This window comes from Rhodococcus sp. Q (genome assembly GCF_005503035.1).
Lineage (GTDB): Bacteria > Actinomycetota > Actinomycetes > Mycobacteriales > Mycobacteriaceae > Rhodococcus_G.
This window is the reverse complement of the sequence record NZ_SCOY01000017.1, coordinates 78,920-94,935: the sequence shown is the minus strand read 5'-3', so window position 1 is coordinate 94,935 and position 16,016 is coordinate 78,920. Positions and strand designations below refer to the sequence as shown.

General features: G+C 65.4%; 30 protein-coding genes. 2 read left to right on the top strand and 28 right to left on the bottom strand.

Annotation, left to right across the window (positions count from 1 at the left end; all coding sequences use genetic code 11):
* Positions 1–12 precede the first annotated feature (12 nt).
* The 4 genes from rpsK to infA form a co-directional block, all read right to left on the bottom strand.
* Positions 13–426 (bottom strand): 30S ribosomal protein S11, encoded by a 414-nt coding sequence (gene rpsK, locus FFS72_RS16760; protein WP_005239680.1) that lies wholly within the window; start codon positions 424–426, stop codon positions 13–15.
* Positions 426–797, bottom strand: coding sequence for a 30S ribosomal protein S13 (rpsM, locus tag FFS72_RS16755; protein WP_137874990.1), 372 nt, complete (start codon positions 795–797; stop codon positions 426–428). The genes rpsK and rpsM overlap by 1 nt, the downstream gene beginning before the upstream one ends.
* A 239-nt stretch (positions 798–1,036) precedes the next feature.
* On the bottom strand, positions 1,037–1,150 hold the full coding sequence (gene rpmJ / locus FFS72_RS16750) for a 50S ribosomal protein L36 (RefSeq protein WP_003938068.1): 114 nt from the start codon (positions 1,148–1,150) through the stop codon (positions 1,037–1,039).
* A 78-nt stretch (positions 1,151–1,228) separates the two neighbouring features.
* Entirely contained in the window at positions 1,229–1,450 is a 222-nt protein-coding gene (infA, locus tag FFS72_RS16745) for a translation initiation factor IF-1 (RefSeq protein WP_003418601.1), read from the bottom strand.
* 226 nt (positions 1,451–1,676) lie between these two features.
* On the opposite strand from infA, the gene dtd reads away from it, so the two are divergent.
* A complete protein-coding gene (gene dtd, locus FFS72_RS16740; RefSeq protein WP_137874989.1) occupies positions 1,677–2,108 on the top strand; it encodes a D-aminoacyl-tRNA deacylase in 432 nt (143 codons plus the stop codon).
* A gap of 78 nt (positions 2,109–2,186) precedes the next feature.
* Here the strand turns inward: dtd and map are convergent, their stop codons facing one another.
* The 24 genes from map to rpsJ all read right to left on the bottom strand — a co-directional run bounded on the left by map (position 2,187) and on the right by rpsJ (position 14,936).
* Positions 2,187–2,981 carry a type I methionyl aminopeptidase gene (map, locus tag FFS72_RS16735; protein WP_137874988.1) on the bottom strand — a complete coding sequence of 265 codons (795 nt, stop codon included), beginning with the start codon at positions 2,979–2,981 and terminating at the stop codon, positions 2,187–2,189.
* A gap of 10 nt (positions 2,982–2,991) precedes the next feature.
* Entirely contained in the window at positions 2,992–3,537 is a 546-nt protein-coding gene (locus FFS72_RS16730; protein ID WP_050063869.1) for an adenylate kinase, read from the bottom strand.
* A complete protein-coding gene (gene secY / locus FFS72_RS16725; RefSeq protein ID WP_137874987.1) occupies positions 3,534–4,847 on the bottom strand; it encodes a preprotein translocase subunit SecY in 1,314 nt (437 codons plus the stop codon). Before secY ends, FFS72_RS16730 begins: the two co-directional genes overlap by 4 nt.
* A gap of 217 nt (positions 4,848–5,064) precedes the next feature.
* Entirely contained in the window at positions 5,065–5,505 is a 441-nt protein-coding gene (gene rplO / locus FFS72_RS16720) for a 50S ribosomal protein L15 (RefSeq protein WP_137874986.1), read from the bottom strand.
* A gap of 2 nt (positions 5,506–5,507) precedes the next feature.
* Positions 5,508–5,687, bottom strand: coding sequence for a 50S ribosomal protein L30 (rpmD, locus tag FFS72_RS16715; RefSeq protein ID WP_050063872.1), 180 nt, complete (start codon positions 5,685–5,687; stop codon positions 5,508–5,510).
* Positions 5,687–6,325: a 30S ribosomal protein S5 gene (gene rpsE, locus FFS72_RS16710; RefSeq protein WP_050063873.1), complete on the bottom strand. Its 639-nt coding sequence runs from the start codon at positions 6,323–6,325 to the stop codon at positions 5,687–5,689. Before rpsE ends, rpmD begins: the two co-directional genes overlap by 1 nt.
* 31 nt (positions 6,326–6,356) lie before the next feature.
* On the bottom strand, positions 6,357–6,764 hold the full coding sequence (gene rplR / locus FFS72_RS16705) for a 50S ribosomal protein L18 (protein ID WP_137874985.1): 408 nt from the start codon (positions 6,762–6,764) through the stop codon (positions 6,357–6,359).
* A gap of 1 nt (position 6,765) precedes the next feature.
* Positions 6,766–7,305: a 50S ribosomal protein L6 gene (gene rplF / locus FFS72_RS16700; RefSeq protein ID WP_050063875.1), complete on the bottom strand. Its 540-nt coding sequence runs from the start codon at positions 7,303–7,305 to the stop codon at positions 6,766–6,768.
* A gap of 12 nt (positions 7,306–7,317) precedes the next feature.
* Positions 7,318–7,716, bottom strand: a complete 399-nt coding sequence (gene rpsH, locus FFS72_RS16695) for a 30S ribosomal protein S8 (protein WP_050063876.1) — start codon at positions 7,714–7,716, stop codon at positions 7,318–7,320.
* A gap of 295 nt (positions 7,717–8,011) precedes the next feature.
* Entirely contained in the window at positions 8,012–8,197 is a 186-nt protein-coding gene (locus FFS72_RS16690) for a type Z 30S ribosomal protein S14 (protein ID WP_050063877.1), read from the bottom strand.
* A gap of 2 nt (positions 8,198–8,199) precedes the next feature.
* Positions 8,200–8,766 (bottom strand): 50S ribosomal protein L5, encoded by a 567-nt coding sequence (gene rplE, locus FFS72_RS16685; RefSeq protein ID WP_050063878.1) that lies wholly within the window; start codon positions 8,764–8,766, stop codon positions 8,200–8,202.
* Position 8,767: 1 nt separating this feature from the next.
* Positions 8,768–9,082, bottom strand: a complete 315-nt coding sequence (gene rplX, locus FFS72_RS16680) for a 50S ribosomal protein L24 (protein ID WP_050063879.1) — start codon at positions 9,080–9,082, stop codon at positions 8,768–8,770.
* The gene (rplN, locus tag FFS72_RS16675; protein ID WP_007531925.1) at positions 9,082–9,450 is read right to left on the bottom strand and encodes a 50S ribosomal protein L14; all 369 of its coding nucleotides are present in this window, start codon (positions 9,448–9,450) and stop codon (positions 9,082–9,084) included. The genes rplX and rplN overlap by 1 nt, the downstream gene beginning before the upstream one ends.
* A 232-nt stretch (positions 9,451–9,682) precedes the next feature.
* Positions 9,683–9,964 carry a 30S ribosomal protein S17 gene (gene rpsQ, locus FFS72_RS16670; protein WP_050063880.1) on the bottom strand — a complete coding sequence of 94 codons (282 nt, stop codon included), beginning with the start codon at positions 9,962–9,964 and terminating at the stop codon, positions 9,683–9,685.
* A complete protein-coding gene (gene rpmC / locus FFS72_RS16665) occupies positions 9,961–10,197 on the bottom strand; it encodes a 50S ribosomal protein L29 (RefSeq protein WP_050063881.1) in 237 nt (78 codons plus the stop codon). The genes rpsQ and rpmC overlap by 4 nt, the downstream gene beginning before the upstream one ends.
* Positions 10,197–10,613 carry a 50S ribosomal protein L16 gene (rplP, locus tag FFS72_RS16660; RefSeq protein ID WP_003938085.1) on the bottom strand — a complete coding sequence of 139 codons (417 nt, stop codon included), beginning with the start codon at positions 10,611–10,613 and terminating at the stop codon, positions 10,197–10,199. Before rplP ends, rpmC begins: the two co-directional genes overlap by 1 nt.
* Positions 10,614–10,616: 3 nt before the next feature.
* The gene (rpsC, locus tag FFS72_RS16655; RefSeq protein WP_050063882.1) at positions 10,617–11,414 is read right to left on the bottom strand and encodes a 30S ribosomal protein S3; all 798 of its coding nucleotides are present in this window, start codon (positions 11,412–11,414) and stop codon (positions 10,617–10,619) included.
* Positions 11,414–11,815 (bottom strand): 50S ribosomal protein L22, encoded by a 402-nt coding sequence (gene rplV, locus FFS72_RS16650; protein ID WP_050063883.1) that lies wholly within the window; start codon positions 11,813–11,815, stop codon positions 11,414–11,416. Before rplV ends, rpsC begins: the two co-directional genes overlap by 1 nt.
* Positions 11,812–12,093, bottom strand: coding sequence for a 30S ribosomal protein S19 (gene rpsS, locus FFS72_RS16645; RefSeq protein WP_005518370.1), 282 nt, complete (start codon positions 12,091–12,093; stop codon positions 11,812–11,814). Before rpsS ends, rplV begins: the two co-directional genes overlap by 4 nt.
* A 13-nt stretch (positions 12,094–12,106) precedes the next feature.
* A complete protein-coding gene (rplB, locus tag FFS72_RS16640; RefSeq protein WP_050063884.1) occupies positions 12,107–12,943 on the bottom strand; it encodes a 50S ribosomal protein L2 in 837 nt (278 codons plus the stop codon).
* Positions 12,944–12,983: 40 nt separating this feature from the next.
* On the bottom strand, positions 12,984–13,289 hold the full coding sequence (rplW, locus tag FFS72_RS16635; RefSeq protein WP_007531907.1) for a 50S ribosomal protein L23: 306 nt from the start codon (positions 13,287–13,289) through the stop codon (positions 12,984–12,986).
* The gene (rplD, locus tag FFS72_RS16630) at positions 13,286–13,957 is read right to left on the bottom strand and encodes a 50S ribosomal protein L4 (protein ID WP_050063885.1); all 672 of its coding nucleotides are present in this window, start codon (positions 13,955–13,957) and stop codon (positions 13,286–13,288) included. The genes rplW and rplD overlap by 4 nt, the downstream gene beginning before the upstream one ends.
* A complete protein-coding gene (gene rplC, locus FFS72_RS16625) occupies positions 13,954–14,610 on the bottom strand; it encodes a 50S ribosomal protein L3 (RefSeq protein ID WP_137874984.1) in 657 nt (218 codons plus the stop codon). Before rplC ends, rplD begins: the two co-directional genes overlap by 4 nt.
* A gap of 20 nt (positions 14,611–14,630) precedes the next feature.
* Positions 14,631–14,936, bottom strand: coding sequence for a 30S ribosomal protein S10 (gene rpsJ, locus FFS72_RS16620; RefSeq protein WP_003938093.1), 306 nt, complete (start codon positions 14,934–14,936; stop codon positions 14,631–14,633).
* A gap of 598 nt (positions 14,937–15,534) precedes the next feature.
* Between rpsJ and FFS72_RS16615 the strand changes: the two genes are divergently transcribed.
* A complete protein-coding gene (locus FFS72_RS16615; protein ID WP_137874983.1) occupies positions 15,535–16,011 on the top strand; it encodes a hotdog fold domain-containing protein in 477 nt (158 codons plus the stop codon).
* Positions 16,012–16,016 lie beyond the last annotated feature (5 nt).

The following is a 16,016-nucleotide window of genomic DNA, read 5'->3' as shown; positions in this document are numbered from 1 at the left end:
CCTTCCTTCCCGCTAGACCCGACGCCGCTTGGGCGGCCGGCAGCCGTTGTGCGGCTGAGGAGTGACATCGGAGATGGTGCCGACCTCGAGGCCTGCAGCCTGCAGCGAACGGATCGCCGTCTCACGTCCGGAGCCGGGGCCCTTGACGAAGACGTCGACCTTCTTCACGCCGTGCTCCTGCGCCTTGCGGGCAGCGTTCTCGGCAGCTAGCTGCGCGGCGAACGGGGTGGACTTACGCGAGCCCTTGAAGCCCACGTGGCCCGAGGACGCCCACGAGATGACGTTGCCGGCCGGGTCCGTGATGGACACGATCGTGTTGTTGAAGGTGCTCTTGATGTGAGCGGCACCGTGCGGGACATTCTTCTTGTCCCTGCGACGCGCCTTCTGGGTCTTCTTCGGACCGGTGCTACGTGACTTCGGAGGCATTACTTCTTCTTCCCTGCGACGGTGCGCTTCGGGCCCTTACGGGTGCGCGCGTTGGTCTTGGTGCGCTGTCCACGCACGGGCAGACCACGACGGTGGCGCAGGCCCTGGTAGCAGCCGATCTCGATCTTGCGCCGGATGTCGGCCTGCACCTCGCGGCGCAGGTCACCCTCGACCTTGAGTTCCGAACGCTCGATGTACTCGCGCAGCGTGCTCAGGTCGTCGTCGCTCAGGTCCTTGCTGCGCAGGTCCGGGCTGACGCCGGTTGCGGAGAGGATTTCCTTCGAGCGGGTACGGCCAACGCCGTAGATGTAGGTCAGTGCGATCTCCATCCGCTTTTCGCGGGGAAGATCGACACCCATGAGTCGTGCCATGTGGCATTCCTTTTCGGTGTGCGGAGGTCTGCTCCCAGTCCGTCCCCTGTGCCATCGCAGCGTGTCGGTCACCCGACACGTGCAATACGTCTTTCAACTAACTCAGTGGGGCCCCGGCCTCCGTGCCGGGGGTGCACCGGTGTCTGCCCGTCGACCAGAAGGTCGGGTGGGCCGTGGACACCGGCTGGTGCTGGAAGGTCATCTGTGCTTGTTGCCAAGCAGATCCTCGAGAGGAGTGATCAGCCCTGACGCTGCTTGTGGCGCAGGTTCTCGCAGATCACCATGACCCGCCCGTTACGGCGGATCACCTTGCACTTCTCGCAGATCTTCTTGACGCTCGGCTGAACCTTCACGTCTGTCTAATCTCCTGATGTGTCGCCCACCGGTCGGTGGACATACTTTTCCCAGACCAGGAGTGGCCCGGGAAGTTTCTACTTGTACCGGTAGACGATGCGACCGCGCGACAGATCGTAGGGCGAGAGCTCTACGACGACCCGGTCCTCAGGCAGGATGCGGATGTAGTGCTGCCGCATCTTGCCGCTGATGTGTGCGAGGACCTTGTGGCCGTTTTCCAGCTCAATGCGAAACATTGCATTGGGCAGCGGCTCGACAACTCGTCCCTCGACCTCGATGGCCCCGTCTTTCTTAGCCATATCCTCCGCGATCCGTTGGTGGGCATCGTTCTCCGTTACGGTGGTGCAGACGCGATCGAGAACCGCCCGTGCACTGAGTCGAATTGCTCCCGAGAACGACGCGGGAAGCGGGACCGAAACAGCAGACGACCGGCACGCAGGACGCACCATTGGTCCATGCTACCGGAGTTCCTCCACCAGGCCAAACGCGGCGTGTCTCCTCCTCCGACACGAAGGGACGTGGGCCGTGCGCGCGGTCGTGCAGCGAGTGACCGAAGCCGCAGTGGAGGTGGACGGCCGGGTCGTCGCCCGCATCTCCCCCGCCACGCAGGGGCTGCTGATCCTCCTCGGCGTCGGTCACGAGGACGACGCCGCGCGCGCCGCCACCCTGGCCGCGAAGATCTGGCGAATGCGCATCCTCGACGGCGAACGCTCCGCCTCCGACATCGGGGCGCCGGTCCTGGTGGTCAGCCAGTTCACCCTGCTCGGCGACGCCCGCAAGAGCAGGCGTCCGTCCTGGTCCGCCGCCGCGCCGCGCCCGGTTGCCGAACCCCTGGTCGACGCGTTCGCCGATGCACTGCGCGACCTCGGCGCCGAGGTCGCGACCGGCCACTTCGGGGCACACATGCGAGTGTCGTCGGTCAACGACGGGCCGATCACCGTACTGATGGAGATGTGATCTCGAGACCACGTAGCGTCCCGGAACACGAGAACGGCCCCCGCACACAGCGGGGGCCGTTCTCGTCGAGTTCTCGAGTTACTCGGGGCGTACCGTCAGGATCCTCGGGCCGTCCTCCGTGACCGCGACCGTGTGCTCCCAGTGCGCAGCACGCGAGCCGTCGATGGTCACCACCGTCCAGTCGTCGGCGAGGATCTTCGTCTCCGTCGTGCCGAGCGTCAGCATCGGCTCGATCGCGAGCACCGACCCGACCACCAGCTGCGGGCCCTTGCCGGGTGCACCCTCGTTCGCGAGGAACGGATCCATGTGCATCTCACGGCCGATGCCGTGGCCGCCGTACCCGTCGACGATGCCGTACCCGCGGCCGTGCGCCTGCTCGGCAGCGAGCGTGCCCTGCTCGATCGCATACGAGACATCGGTGAGCCGGTTGCCCGGCAGCATCGCCGCGATTCCCGCGTCCATCGACAAGCGGGTGGCCTCGCTGAGATCCCGGTCCGCCGCGGAGATCTCCCCCACCCCGAACGTCCACGCCGAGTCGCCGTGCCAACCGTCGAGAATGGCGCCGCAGTCGATGGAGACGAGGTCGCCCTCGGCGAGCACGTCGCCTGCCGACGGAATCCCGTGCACGACACGATCGTTCACGGACGAGCAGATCGACCCCGGGAATCCGTGGTAGCCGAGGAACGACGGCACCGCACCGGCATCCCGGATGGTCTGCTCGGCGATCCGATCCAGATCGAGAGTGCTGACACCGGGCTTCGCCGCGGCCCGAACGGCCACCAGGGTCGCGCCGACGATCGCGCCGGCCGCTGCCATCGCGTCGAGCTCACCGGCGGTGCGGAACGGAACGACCTTCTTGCGACGAAACCCCATGACAGCCTTCTTACTTACCGAGCGCGGCCAGCGCGCGGGCGTTGACATCGTCGATCTCGCCGACGGCGTCGACGGTGACGATGCTGCCCTTGTAGTGATCGAGGAGCGGTGCGGTCTCCTCGCGGTACACCCGCATCCGGTTACGGATGACGTCCTCGGTGTCGTCCGCGCGGCCACGGGAGAGCATGCGCTCGACCACGACCTCGTCGTCCACGTCGAACGCGAGGACGCCGTCGAGCTTGGCGCCGAGCCCGGCCAGGATGCCCTCGAGCGCCTGGGCCTGGTCGACCGTGCGGGGGAATCCGTCGAGGAGGAACCCGTTCGCGGCGTCCGGCTCGGCGACACGGGCCTTCACCATGTTGTTCGTGATCTCGCTGGGGACGAGGTCGCCGGCGTCGAGGTACTTCTTGGCCTCGAGTCCGAGCGCGGTCTGCTGCCCGATGTTCGCGCGGAACAGGTCGCCCGTCGAGATGTGCGGGATGCCGAGCTTCTCGGACAGAATCGCGGCCTGGGTGCCCTTGCCGGCACCGGGAGGACCAAGGAGGACGAGTCTCACTTGAGGAACCCTTCGTAGTTGCGCTGCATGAGTTGACTCTCGATCTGCTTGACGGTGTCGAGGCCGACGCTGACGAGGATCAGCACCGCCGCACCGCCGAAGATGCTGCTTCCCGCACTCCCCTGCGCCAGGAAGAAGTTGGGCAGCACGGCGATCAAACCGAGATAGATGGCGCCCGGCAGCGTGATGCGGCTGAGCACGTACTGGAGGTAGTCCGCGGTGGGACGACCCGGGCGGATGCCCGGGATGAAGCCACCGAACTTCTTCATCTCGTCGGCGCGCTCCTCCGGATTGAAGGTGATCGCGACGTAGAAGTAGGTGAAGAAGACGATGAGCAGGAAGTAGATCAGGATGTAGACCGGGTTCGACGGGTTCACCAGGTACTCGTTGATGAACCGCTGCCACCAGCTGGGATCCGTCGCCGAGGCGGCACCGGTGAGCTGCGCGATCAGGTTCGGGAGGTACAGCAGCGACGACGCGAAGATGACCGGGATGACGCCTGCCTGGTTCACCTTCAGCGGCAGGTAGGTCGACGATCCGCCGTACATCTTCCGGCCGACCATCCGCTTGGCGTACTGCACCGGGATCCGACGCTGACCCTGCTCGACGAACACCACACCCGCGATCAGCGCCAGTGCGGCCACACAGACGGCCGCGAAGATCAGGCCGCCGCGGGAGTCGAGGATCGCCCCGCCCTCGGCCGGGAGCCGCGACGCGATGCCCGAGAAGATCAGCAGCGACATGCCGTTACCGACGCCGCGCTCGGTGATCAACTCGCCCATCCACATGACGAGGGCGGCGCCCGCGGTCATCACCAGGACGATGGTCACCATCGCGAAGACCGAGTCGTCGGCCAGGATCGGTTCCGAACATCCCTGGAGCAGCTGACCGCGAGCAGCGAGGGCCACGATGCCCGTCGACTGCAGGACCGCGAGGGCGATCGACAGGTAGCGGGTGTACTGCGTCATCTTCGCCTGGCCGGCCTGGCCCTCCTTGCGGAGTTCCTCGAACCGCGGGATGACGACGGTCAGCAGCTGCACGATGATGCTCGCCGTGATGTACGGCATGATGCCGATCGCGAACACCGACAGCTGCAGCAGTGCACCACCGGAGAACAGGTTGATCAGCGAGTAGATACCCGCCTGATCGCTACCCGAGATCTGGTCGATACAGGCCTTGACGTTGCCGTAGTCGACACCCGGAGACGGCAGCGTCGCACCGAACCGGTACAACGCGATCAATCCGAGTGCGATGAGGATCTTCCGCCTCAGGTCTGGAGTCCTGAAGGCCGAGACGAAGGCGGAAAGCAAGAATCCTCCTGGGCACGACGATGATGGGGGGCGGGCTGGGGCATTGGGCCGAAGAGCCCGATGGTCACGTTGAACTCTGAAACTCTATCAGTGGCCCCCCGGGCGGCCGCCCGGCAATCCCACAATTGCGGTCACGGACTGGGACGACCGACGGAAACGGCCGCAGCACTGCCCTTTCGAGCGGTACTGCGGCCGTCACGGTCCAGCTATCGAGCGATCACAGCTCGGTGGTGGTCCCACCGGCAGCGGCGATCTTCTCCTTGGCGGAGCCGGTGAACTTGTTCGCGGTCACCTGAACGGCAACCGTGAGTTCTCCGTCACCGAGGATCTTCACGAGCTGGTTCTTGCGAACCAGGCCCTTGGCGACGAGTTCCTCGATGCCGATCTGACCGCCCTCGGGGAAAACCCGAGCGAGATCAGCGACATTGACGACCTGGAACTCGACGCGGTTCGGGTTCGTGAAGCCCTTGAGCTTGGGCAGCCGCATGTGCAGCGGCATCTGCCCGCCCTCGAAGGCGACCGGCACGTTCTTACGTGCCTTGGTGCCCTTGGTACCGCGACCAGCGGTCTTACCCTTGGAACCTTCACCACGGCCGACGCGGGTCTTGTCGGTCTTGGCGCCCGGCGCAGGCCGGAGGTGGTGCAGCTTGATGGTCATGGTTAGACCTCCTCAACTGTGACGAGGTGGCGCACCACGTTGATCAGACCGCGGTTCTGCGCGTTGTCCTCACGGACAACGGTCTGACGGATGCCCTTGAGACCCAGCGTGCGCAGCGAGTCCTTCTGGTTCTGCTTGGTCCCGATGGTGCTCTTGACCTGGGTGACCTTCAGATCGGCCATTACTTCACGCTCCCAGCCTGTGCGCGTGCACGGAGCATGCCTGCCGGGGCGACGTCCTCGATCGGCAGACCGCGACGAGCGGCCACCTCCTCGGGACGCTGGAGGCCCTTGAGCGCGGCAACGGTCGCGTGCACGACGTTGATCGCATTGTCGCTACCGAGCGACTTGGCAAGGATGTCGTGAACGCCCGCGCACTCGAGCACGGCACGCACCGCGCCACCGGCGATGACACCGGTACCCGGGCTTGCCGGACGGAGCATGACGACGCCTGCGGCTGCCTCACCCTGAACCGGGTGGGTGATGGTGCTGCCGATGAGAGGCACGCGGAAGAAGCCCTTGCGAGCCTCCTCGACACCCTTCTGGATGGCCGCAGGAACTTCCTTGGCCTTGCCGTAGCCGACGCCAACGAGTCCGTTGCCGTCGCCCACGATCACGAGGGCGGTGAAGCTGAAGCGACGACCACCCTTCACGACCTTGGACACGCGGTTGATCGCGACCACACGCTCGATGTGGTTCGACTTCTCCGCTGCGTTGTCCCGACGGTTGTCGCGACGGTCGCGACCGCCCCGACCCTCGTTCGCAGGTCCGTTCTGTCCGGCGGGTCCGCTGCCGCCGTCACGCCTCTGACGTCCCGGCATCAGACTGTCCTTCCGTTAGAAATCTTCGTCATCAGAACTTCAACCCGCTTTCGCGAGCGGCATCCGCCAGAGCGGCGATGCGACCGTGGTAGCCGTGGCCACCGTGATCGAAGACCACGGCCTCCACACCGGCTGCCTTGGCGCGCTCGGCGATCAGCTGACCGACCTTCGCGCTCAGGGTCTTCTTGTCGCCCTCCGCGGCACGCAGATCCGCCTCGGTGGTCGACGCCGCAGCCAGGGTGTGGCCTGCGAGGTCGTCCACGAGCTGGACGTGGATGTGCCGAGACGAGCGGTTCACGACGAGGCGAGGACGCTCGGGGGTGCCGGAGATCTTCTTGCGCAGACGGAAGTGACGACGCGTCTTCGAGAGACGACGCGTGGTGGACACGTCCTTGCCGAGCGGAATCCGCTTGGCCTTCTGGTTTGCAGTCTGGCTCATATCACTTACCCGTCTTTCCGACCTTGCGGCGGACCTGTTCGCCTTCGTAGCGAATGCCCTTGCCCTTGTACGGGTCGGACTTGCGCAGGCGGCGGATGTTGGCCGCAATCTGGCCGACCTTCTGCTTGTCGATGCCAGAGACCGAGAACTTCGTCGGCGACTCGACTGCGAACGAGATGCCCTCGGGCGCCTCGATCGGAACCGGGTGGCTGTAGCCGAGCGAGAACTCGAGGTCCTGACCCTTGAGCGCGACGCGGTAACCGACGCCGTGAATCTCCATCTTGGTGGTGTAACCCTGGGTCACACCGGTGATGAGGTTCGCGACGAGGGTACGAGACAGACCGTGCAGCGCACGGCTGCGACGCTCGTCGTCGGGACGGGTGACCAGCAGGGCACCGTCCTCACCCTTGGCAACGGCGATCGGCTCGGCGAGCGTCAGCGACAACTGACCCTTGGGGCCCTTCACCGCGACGTCCTGGCCGTCGATGGTCACCTCGACACCCGAAGGCACGGTGACCGGAATCTTTCCAATACGCGACATGGTGGTCCTCCCTTACCAGACGTAGGCGAGGACTTCGCCGCCCACGCCCTGCTTGGCCGCCTGACGATCCGTGAGCAGGCCGGAAGACGTGGAGATGATCGCCACGCCGAGGCCGCCGAGAACCTTGGGCAGGTTGGTGGACTTCGCGTACACCCGGAGACCGGGCTTGGAGACACGACGGACGCCGGCGAGGCTGCGCTCACGGCTGGGTCCGTACTTGAGGTCGACGATGAGGGTCTTGCCCACCTCGGCATCCTCGGTGCGGAAATCGGAGATGTAGCCCTCGCGCTTGAGGATCTCGGCGATGTTCGCCTTGATCTTCGAGTGCGGCAGCTTCACCTCGTCGTGGTACGCCGAGTTGGCGTTGCGCAGACGCGTCAAGAAGTCTGCGATGGGATCGGTCATGGTCATGGTTCGACCTCGACACCTTTCTCGCTGCGGTTCCCATGCAACACCGGCTGACCGGTCGTGGGCCTACAACAATTCGGCTGGTCCGGGCGACAGTCGCCGACCGGAATGAGTTCGTGCACTCGGCAACGCAGGCACGCAGAGCACCGACGTTGCACAGGCAACCCCACTAGTGTAGGGAAATCCGCTACGCAGGACAAATCGTCCGGATCACATCCGAGACGAACATCACCCCACGACAGCGACAGGGCGCGCACTCCGAGTGGAGTGCGCGCCCTGTCGTGTCAGCGTCGGTGTGTCACCAAGAGCTCTTGTGAACACCCGGAAGCTCGCCCGCGTGCGCCATTTCGCGCAGGCAGACGCGGCACAGACCGAACTTGCGGTAGACCGCGTGCGGCCGGCCGCACTTCTGGCAGCGGGTGTACGCGCGAACCGCGAACTTGGGCTTCTTGTTGGCCTTGTTGACCAGTGCCTTCTTCGCCATGCTCAGTTCTCCTTGAACGGGAAGCCGAGGTGCTTGAGCAGGGCACGGCCTTCGTCGTTGTTGGTGGCGGTGGTCACGACGGTGATGTCCATACCGCGCGGGCGGTCGATCTTGTCGACGTCGATCTCGTGGAACATCGACTGCTCGTTCAGACCGAAGGTGTAGTTGCCGTTGCCGTCGAACTGCTTGCCGGACAGGCCACGGAAGTCCCTGATTCGCGGAAGGGCGATCGACACGAGACGGTCGAGGAACTCCCACATGCGGTCGCCACGCAGCGTGACGCGGGCACCGATCGGCATGCCTTCACGGAGCTTGAACTGCGCGATGGACTTGCGGGCCTTGCGGATCTCCGGCTTCTGACCGGTGATCAGCTCGAGGTCCGCGACCGCACCGTTGATCAGCTTCGCGTCGCGGGCGGCGTCACCGACACCCATGTTGACGACGACCTTGACCACGCCGGGGATCTGCATGACGTTGTCGTACTTGAACTCTGCGTTCAGCGCGTCCTTGATCTCGGCGCGGTAGCGCAGCTTCAGGCGCGGCTGGATCTTGTTCTCAGTGCTCGTCATCTCAGATGTCCTTCCCGTTCTTACGGGAGATCCGAACGCGCTTGCCGTTCTCGTCGGTGCGGTAGCCCACGCGGGTGGGGTTGCCGTCCGAGTCGATGACCGCGACGTTCGACACGTGAATCGGGGCTTCCTGCGTCACGATGCCGCCCGAGGAGGCGCCACGCTGGTTCGCGGAAACCGCGGTGTGCTTCTTGATCCGGTTCACACCTTCGACGAGGACCTTCTCGGTCGCCGGGTAGGCCTGAATGACCTTGCCCTTGGCGCCCTTGTCCTTGCCTGCGATGACCAGAACGGTGTCACCCTTGTGCACCTTCATCACAGCACCTCCGGGGCGAGCGAAACGATCTTCATGAACTTCTTGTCGCGCAGCTCGCGGCCGACGGGTCCGAAGATGCGGGTGCCACGGGGATCGTGGTCCGGCTTGATGAGGACGGCGGCGTTCTCGTCGAACTTGATGTACGAGCCGTCCGGACGGCGGCGCTCCTTGGTGGTGCGCACGACGACGGCCTTGACGACCTCGCCCTTCTTGATGTTTCCACCCGGGATGGCGTCCTTGACGGTGGCGACGATGATGTCACCGATCCCGGCGTAGCGACGAGACGAACCACCGAGAACGCGGATGCAGAGAATCTCCTTGGCACCCGTGTTGTCGGCGACACGCAGTCGCGACTCCTGCTGAATCACTGATGTCTCCTAGACCTGGATTTTCGTACGTAGCGGATACCGACCCGATACGCGCGGTCTGCCGCCGGCCTGCCGAATGCGGACATGCTTCAGGCACAGGCAACCGCTCTAGTGTAGGGAAGTCACCGAAGGAAACCAAATCGTCCCTGGTGAACGCCCTCCAACGGCGAACGGCCCGCCCCACGTGCTCGGGACGGGCCGTTCGTCGAATCTCGTACTCGGGTCGAAAGGCCTACTTGGCCTTTTCGAGCACCTCGACCAGACGCCAGCGCTTGGTCGCCGACAGCGGTCGGGTCTCCATCAGCTGGACGCGGTCGCCGATGCCGGCGACGCCGTTCTCGTCGTGCGCCTTCACCTTGCTCGTACGGCGGATGATCTTGCCGTACAGCGGGTGCTTCACACGGTCCTCGAGCTCGACGACGATCGTCTTCTCCATCTTGTCGGAGACGACGTAGCCGATGCGGACCTTTCGGGTCCCACGCTCTTCGGTCACTGCGGTGTCCTTCTCACTCATGCCGCGTCACCCGCATCCGGGCCGGCGGCGAGGCCGAGCTCACGCTCGCGCATAACGGTGTAGACGCGCGCGATCTCGTGACGGACGGTGCGCAGCCGACGGTTGTTGTCCAGCTGACCGGTAGCCATCTGGAAGCGAAGGTTGAACAGCTCTTCCTTCGACTCGCGGAGCTTGGTGACCAGCTCCTCCTCGGTGAGCTCGCGGAGTTCGGTGGCGGGGGTTCCAGTAGCCATCAGAACTGCTCCTCCCTCGTGACGATCCGGCACTTGCAGGGGAGCTTGTGCATCGCGCGGCGCAGGGCCTCACGAGCGATCTCCTCGTTGGGGTAGCTCATCTCGAACATGACCCGACCGGGCTTGATGTTCGCGACCCACCACTCCGGCGAACCCTTACCGGAACCCATGCGGGTCTCGGCAGGCTTCTTGGTGAGCGGGCGATCCGGGAAGATGTTGATCCAGATCTTGCCGCCACGCTTGATGTGGCGCGTCATGGCGATACGAGCGGACTCGATCTGACGGTTGGTGATGTAGGCCGGCTCGAGAGCCTGGATGCCGTAGTCACCGAACGTGACCTGGGTGCCACCCTTGGCCGCACCCGAACGGCTCGGGTGGTGCTGCTTGCGGTGCTTGACCCGACGTGGGATCAACATGCGTCAGCCCTCCTGATTCGATTCGGTCGAGGCGGGAGCCTCGGCGGTGGCGGCGCGACCGGCCTCGGTGCTGGTCGCGGTGGTGCCCGAGGCACCGGAACGACGCGGGCGGCTCGGACGCTCACGGCGCGGGCGATCGGCCGGAGCCGCAGCAGCGGTCAGCTCACGCTTGCCGCCGACGATGTCGCCCTTGTAGATCCAGACCTTCACGCCGATACGGCCGAAGGTGGTCTTCGCCTCGTACAGGCCGTAGTCGATGTCCGCACGCAGCGTGTGCAGCGGAACCCGACCCTCGCGGTAGAACTCCGAGCGGGACATCTCGGCGCCGCCGAGACGACCGGAGCACTGCACCCGGATGCCCTTCACGTTCGGCTGACGCATGGCCGACTGGATGGCCTTGCGCATGGCGCGACGGAAAGCGACGCGGTTGCTGAGCTGCTCGGCCACACCCTGTGCGACGAGCTGAGCCTCGGCCTCGGCGTTCTTGACCTCGAGGATGTTCAGCTGGACCTGCTTGCCGGTCAGCTTCTCGAGCTCGGCGCGGATGCGATCGGCCTCGGCGCCGCGGCGACCGATGACGATGCCCGGACGCGCGGTGTGGATGTCGACGCGAACCCGGTCACGGGTGCGCTCGATCTCGACCTTCGCGATACCGGCCCGCTCCATGCCCGTGGCGAGGAGCTTACGGATCGCGACGTCTTCCTTGACGTACTCCGCGTACTGCTTGTCTGCGTACCAGCGGGACTTCCAGTCGGTGGTGATACCCAGGCGGAAGCCGTGCGGGTTGATCTTCTGGCCCACTACTGAGCACTTCCCTTCCGGCGATTGCGGTTCGAGGTGCCGGCCTTGGGCAGGCTCTCCACGATGACCGTGATGTGGCTGGTGCGCTTGCGGATGCGGAACGCACGGCCCTGGGCACGCGGCTGGAAACGCTTGAGGGTGGCACCCTCGTCCACGTACGCGGTGGCGACGACCAGCGTGCTGGGGTCGAGGCCGAGGTTGTTCTCGGCGTTGGCCGCTGCGCTGGCAACGACCTTCGCAACCGGCTCGCTGGCTGCCTGCGGCGCGAACTTCAGGATGTTCAGGGCGTCCTCGACGGAACGTCCACGAACCAGGTCCACGACACGACGCGCCTTCATGGGCGTCACGCGCACGTGGCGCGCAACCGCCTTGGCGGTGGGGTTCTGAGTTTCAGTGCTCATCGACGCTTGCTCTTCCGGTCGTCCTTGATGTGACCCTTGAACGTGCGGGTCGGTGCGAACTCGCCGAGCTTGTGACCGACCATCGAATCGGACACGAACACCGGCACGTGCTTGCGGCCGTCGTGGACGGCGAACGTGTGACCGATGAAGTCCGGGATGATGGTCGAACGACGGGACCAGGTCTTGATGACCTGCTTGGTGCCCTTTTCGTTCTGCACGTCCACCTTCGCGAGGAGGTGGTCGTCGACGAACGGACCCTTCTTAAGACTGCGGGGCATTCTTCACTCCCTCCTAGCGCTTCTTGCCGGTACGCCGGCGGCGGACGATGAGCTTGTCGCTCGGCTTGTTGGGCTTGCGGGTACGGCCTTCCGGCTTGCCCCACGGGCTGACCGGGTGGCGACCACCGGAGGTCTTGCCCTCGCCACCACCGTGCGGGTGGTCGACCGGGTTCATCACGACACCACGGACGGTCGGGCGCTTGCCCTTCCAGCGCATACGGCCGGCCTTGCCCCAGTTGATGTTCGACTGCTCGGCGTTGCCGACCTCGCCGACCGACGCGCGGCAACGCACGTCGACGCGACGGATCTCACCCGACGGCATACGCAGGGTCGCGTACGGACCCTCCTTGCCGAGGAGCTGGATGCTGGCGCCTGCGGAGCGAGCCATCTTGGCGCCGCCGCCCGGGCGGAGTTCCACCGCGTGGATGGTGGTACCCGTCGGGATGTTGCGCAGCGGCAGGTTGTTGCCGGGCTTGATGTCGGCGCCGACGCCGGACTCGACCCGTGCACCCTGCTTGAGGTCCTTCGGCGCAATGATGTAGCGCTTCTCACCGTCGGCGTAGTGCAGCAGCGCGATGTTCGCGGTGCGGTTGGGGTCGTACTCGATGTGCGCGACCTTGGCCGGCACGCCGTCCTTGTCGTTGCGACGGAAATCGATCAGTCGGTAGGCGCGCTTGTGTCCGCCACCCTTGTGCCGGGTGGTGATGCGACCGTGTGCGTTACGACCACCACGCCCGTGCAGCGGGCGGATGAGCGACTTCTCGGGCGTCGACCGAGTGATCTCGGCGAAGTCCGAGACGCTCGAGCCGCGACGGCCCGGGGTAGTCGGCTTGTACTTACGGATTGCCATGAGTCTTCTCGTCCTCTATATCTCGTCAAGTCCCGCCCGCTTACGCGACCGGGCCTCCGAAGATCTCGATGGGCTTGCTGTCGGCCGAGATCGTCACGAGCGCGCGCTTGGTGTCCTTGCGCTTGCCGTAGCCGAACCGGGTCCGCTTGCGCTTGCCCTGACGGTTGGCGGTGTTGACGCTGGTCACAGTCACGCCGAAGACCTTCTCGACGGCAATCTTGATCTGCGTCTTGTTCGAGTCCGGGTGCACCAGGAAGGTGTAGGTGCCTTCCTCGATCAGTCCGTAGGACTTCTCGGAGATGACCGGGGCGAGCAGGATGTCGCGGGGATCGGCGATGGTGCTCACTTGCTCTCCTCCTTCTGCGCAGCCTCGGCCGGGCCGTGGATGAACGCGTTGAGCGCCTCGACGCTGAACACGACATCGTCGCTGTTGAGCACGTCGTAGGTGTTCAGCTGGTCGGGTGCGATGGGATGCACGCCTTCCAGGTTCTGCACGCTCTTCCATGCCGCGATGTCCTCGCGACCGACGACGAGCAGAAGCTTCTTGCGGTCCGAGATCTCACCGAGGAACTTCTTCGCGTTCTTGGTGGACGGGGTCTGCCCGGCAACCAGTTCGGTGATCACGTGGATGCGCTCGTTGCGCGCCCGGTCGGAGAGGGCACCACGGAGAGCGGCGGCCTTCATCTTCTTCGGGGTGCGCTGGCTGTAGTCACGCGGCTTCGGGCCGTGGACGGTGCCACCGCCGGCGAACTGCGGCGCGCGGGTCGAGCCCTGACGAGCCCGGCCGGTGCCCTTCTGGCGGTACGGCTTCTTGCCACCGCCGCGGACCTCGCCGCGGGTCTTGGTGGAGTGCGTGCCCTGACGTGCCGCGGCCAGCTGAGCAACGACGACCTGGTGCATCAGCGCGATGTTGGCCTGTGCGTCGAAGATCTCGGCGGGCAGCGCGACGGTGCCGTTGGTGCCGCCGTCAGCGTTGCGAACGTCGAGGGTGAGCTTGGTTGCGGTCTCGGTCATGCGGACGCACCACCCTTCACTGCGGTCTTGACGATCACGAGGCCGCCCTTGCGGCCGGGGATCGCACCCTTGATCAGAAGCAGACCGGCCTCGGCGTCCACCTTGTGGACGGTGAGGTTCTGCGTGGTCACACGGTCGTTACCCATGCGGCCCGACATGCGCATGCCCTTGAACACGCGGCCGGGGGTGGCGCAGCCACCGATCGAGCCGGGACGACGGTGCACAGCCTGCGCACCGTGCGATGCACCCTGGCCTGCGAAGCCGTGGCGCTTCATGGTGCCCGCGAAGCCCTTGCCCTTGGAGGTGCCGGTGACGTCGACGTAGGCGCCGTCCTCGAACACAGTCGCGGTGAGCTCCTGGCCGACCTCGTACTCGCCGGCGTCGGCGACGCGCAGCTCGACGATGTGGCGACGGGGGGTCACACCGGCCTTGGCGAACTGGCCGGAGGTCGGCTTGTTCACCTTGCGGGGGTCGATCGCGCCGTACGCGAGCTGAACGGCGCTGTAGCCGTCGCGCTCCTCGGTGCGGATCTGGGTGACGACGTTCGGTCCGGCCTTGACGACGGTGACCGGAACGACCCGGTTGTTCTCGTCGAAGACCTGGGTCATTCCGAGCTTGGTGCCCAGGATTCCCGTGATCTTGTTCTCAGTCATTGTTGTTGTCTCCGCCGCGCTCACTGGATGTTGACATCGACGCTCGCCGGCAGGTCGATGCGCATGAGCGCGTCGACCGTCTTGGGCGTCGGGTCGAGGATGTCAATGAGCCGCTTGTGGGTACGCATCTCGAAGTGCTCGCGCGAGTCCTTGTACTTGTGCGGCGAGCGGATGACGCAGTACACGTTCTTTTCGGTCGGCAACGGCACCGGTCCGACCACGCGGGCCCCGGTACGGGTCACCGTCTCGACGATCTTGCGCGCGGACGCGTCGATCGCCTCATGGTCGTAGGCCTTGAGCCTGATGCGGATCTTCTGTCCCGCCACGCTTGTGTCCTCTTCCTTGCCCGATGTGATTAGGCCTTGCGTTCCCCTCGGGGAACACTTGTCTGCTGTGGTCCCACTCGGAGACCACCCTGTGCACAGTTCCACCCACTACCGGGCGAAGAAGAACGTTGGCGATCGGCGCCAAAGGCCGAAGGACCTGGTCCGATGCCGATCGGGAAATCCGATCCGCTGCCGCTGTTCATCTGTCATGGAACTGTCCCCGGTCCACGCGGTCGGGCGTGTCGCCCTCCCGCTCATTCCCCGATTCGTGTTCACACACGAATCGGCCAGCGGAATGTGTACCGAGCCCGCGCTCCGGATGGAGCGCGAATGGATACTGCATTTCCTACCTGTCGACACTGTCGTAACTTGTCGACGCTGTCCTACTTGGCCGGACCGGGCTACTGCTCCCTCCGAGTGGGAATCCCCATCTCGGTGGGACGACGCCTGATCGTCGACCTCTTCAGCCGGACGTAGGCCGCACGCGTGCGTGTCCCCGGTCCAGGCAACCCGACCAGTATGCCGGAGTTCTGCGTGGACTTCAAATCCGAACGGGTCACACCTCGGCAGGGATCTTACTTTCGAGTAAGGTCTGGCCATGTCGACCGTTACCCCGACCTATCGCGCCTGGCAGCGCCTCCCGCACAACGCCCTGGGCTCCGCACTGTTCTCTCTCGGCATGTGCGTACGTGTCCCCTACTTCGCCACCGTCCTCCCCCGCGTGACCGAACTCGAGCCCGGTCGTTGCGAGATCCGCGCACCAAAATGGTGGGGCGTGCACAACCACATCGGCACGTTCCACGCGATCGCGGCGTGCAACCTCGCCGAAGCTGCGATGGGCATGCTCGCCGAGGCCACGGTCCCTCCCACCCATCGCTGGATCCCGAAGGCGATGCACACGCGGTACCTGACGAAGGCGACCACCGGGCTGCGCGCCGTCGCGGAACTGCCCGAGATTCCCGACTTCGCGGCGATCACCGAGGGCACCGACCTCGTCGTCCCCGTCGCGATCCGCGACAAGGCCGGCACCGAGGTGGTGCACGCGGACATCACGATCTGGGTCACCCCGACATAGCTGGC

Coding starts and splice junctions, on each gene's coding strand:
- rplD (WP_050063885.1), bottom strand. CDS start 13,957: ATGACCGAGACCGCAACCAAGCTCACCCTCGACGTTCGCAACGCTGAC.
- rpsQ (WP_050063880.1), bottom strand. CDS start 9,964: ATGAGTGAGAAGGACACCGCAGTGACCGAAGAGCGTGGGACCCGAAAG.
- rplR (WP_137874985.1), bottom strand. CDS start 6,764: ATGAGCCAGACTGCAAACCAGAAGGCCAAGCGGATTCCGCTCGGCAAG.
- rplF (WP_050063875.1), bottom strand. CDS start 7,305: ATGTCGCGTATTGGAAAGATTCCGGTCACCGTGCCTTCGGGTGTCGAG.
- rplP (WP_003938085.1), bottom strand. CDS start 10,613: ATGTTGATCCCACGTCGGGTCAAGCACCGCAAGCAGCACCACCCGAGC.
- rplX (WP_050063879.1), bottom strand. CDS start 9,082: ATGAAGGTGCACAAGGGTGACACCGTTCTGGTCATCGCAGGCAAGGAC.
- rpmC (WP_050063881.1), bottom strand. CDS start 10,197: ATGGCTACTGGAACCCCCGCCACCGAACTCCGCGAGCTCACCGAGGAG.
- rplB (WP_050063884.1), bottom strand. CDS start 12,943: ATGGCAATCCGTAAGTACAAGCCGACTACCCCGGGCCGTCGCGGCTCG.
- rpsS (WP_005518370.1), bottom strand. CDS start 12,093: ATGCCCCGCAGTCTTAAGAAGGGTCCGTTCGTCGACGACCACCTCCTC.
- rplE (WP_050063878.1), bottom strand. CDS start 8,766: ATGACGAGCACTGAGAACAAGATCCAGCCGCGCCTGAAGCTGCGCTAC.
- rpsH (WP_050063876.1), bottom strand. CDS start 7,716: ATGACCATGACCGATCCCATCGCAGACTTCTTGACGCGTCTGCGCAAC.
- infA (WP_003418601.1), bottom strand. CDS start 1,450: ATGGCTAAGAAAGACGGGGCCATCGAGGTCGAGGGACGAGTTGTCGAG.
- rplO (WP_137874986.1), bottom strand. CDS start 5,505: ATGACCATCAAGCTGCACCACCTCCGGCCTGCGCCGGGCGCCAAGACC.
- map (WP_137874988.1), bottom strand. CDS start 2,981: ATGGGGTTTCGTCGCAAGAAGGTCGTTCCGTTCCGCACCGCCGGTGAG.
- rpsE (WP_050063873.1), bottom strand. CDS start 6,325: ATGCCGGGACGTCAGAGGCGTGACGGCGGCAGCGGACCCGCCGGACAG.
- rpsK (WP_005239680.1), bottom strand. CDS start 426: ATGCCTCCGAAGTCACGTAGCACCGGTCCGAAGAAGACCCAGAAGGCG.
- FFS72_RS16690 (WP_050063877.1), bottom strand. CDS start 8,197: ATGGCGAAGAAGGCACTGGTCAACAAGGCCAACAAGAAGCCCAAGTTC.
- FFS72_RS16615 (WP_137874983.1), top strand. CDS start 15,535: ATGTCGACCGTTACCCCGACCTATCGCGCCTGGCAGCGCCTCCCGCAC.
- rplV (WP_050063883.1), bottom strand. CDS start 11,815: ATGAGCACTGAAACTCAGAACCCCACCGCCAAGGCGGTTGCGCGCCAC.
- rpmD (WP_050063872.1), bottom strand. CDS start 5,687: ATGGCCGATCTGAAGGTCACCCAGGTCAAGAGCACCATCGGGACCAAG.
- rpsM (WP_137874990.1), bottom strand. CDS start 797: ATGGCACGACTCATGGGTGTCGATCTTCCCCGCGAAAAGCGGATGGAG.
- rplC (WP_137874984.1), bottom strand. CDS start 14,610: ATGACTGAGAACAAGATCACGGGAATCCTGGGCACCAAGCTCGGAATG.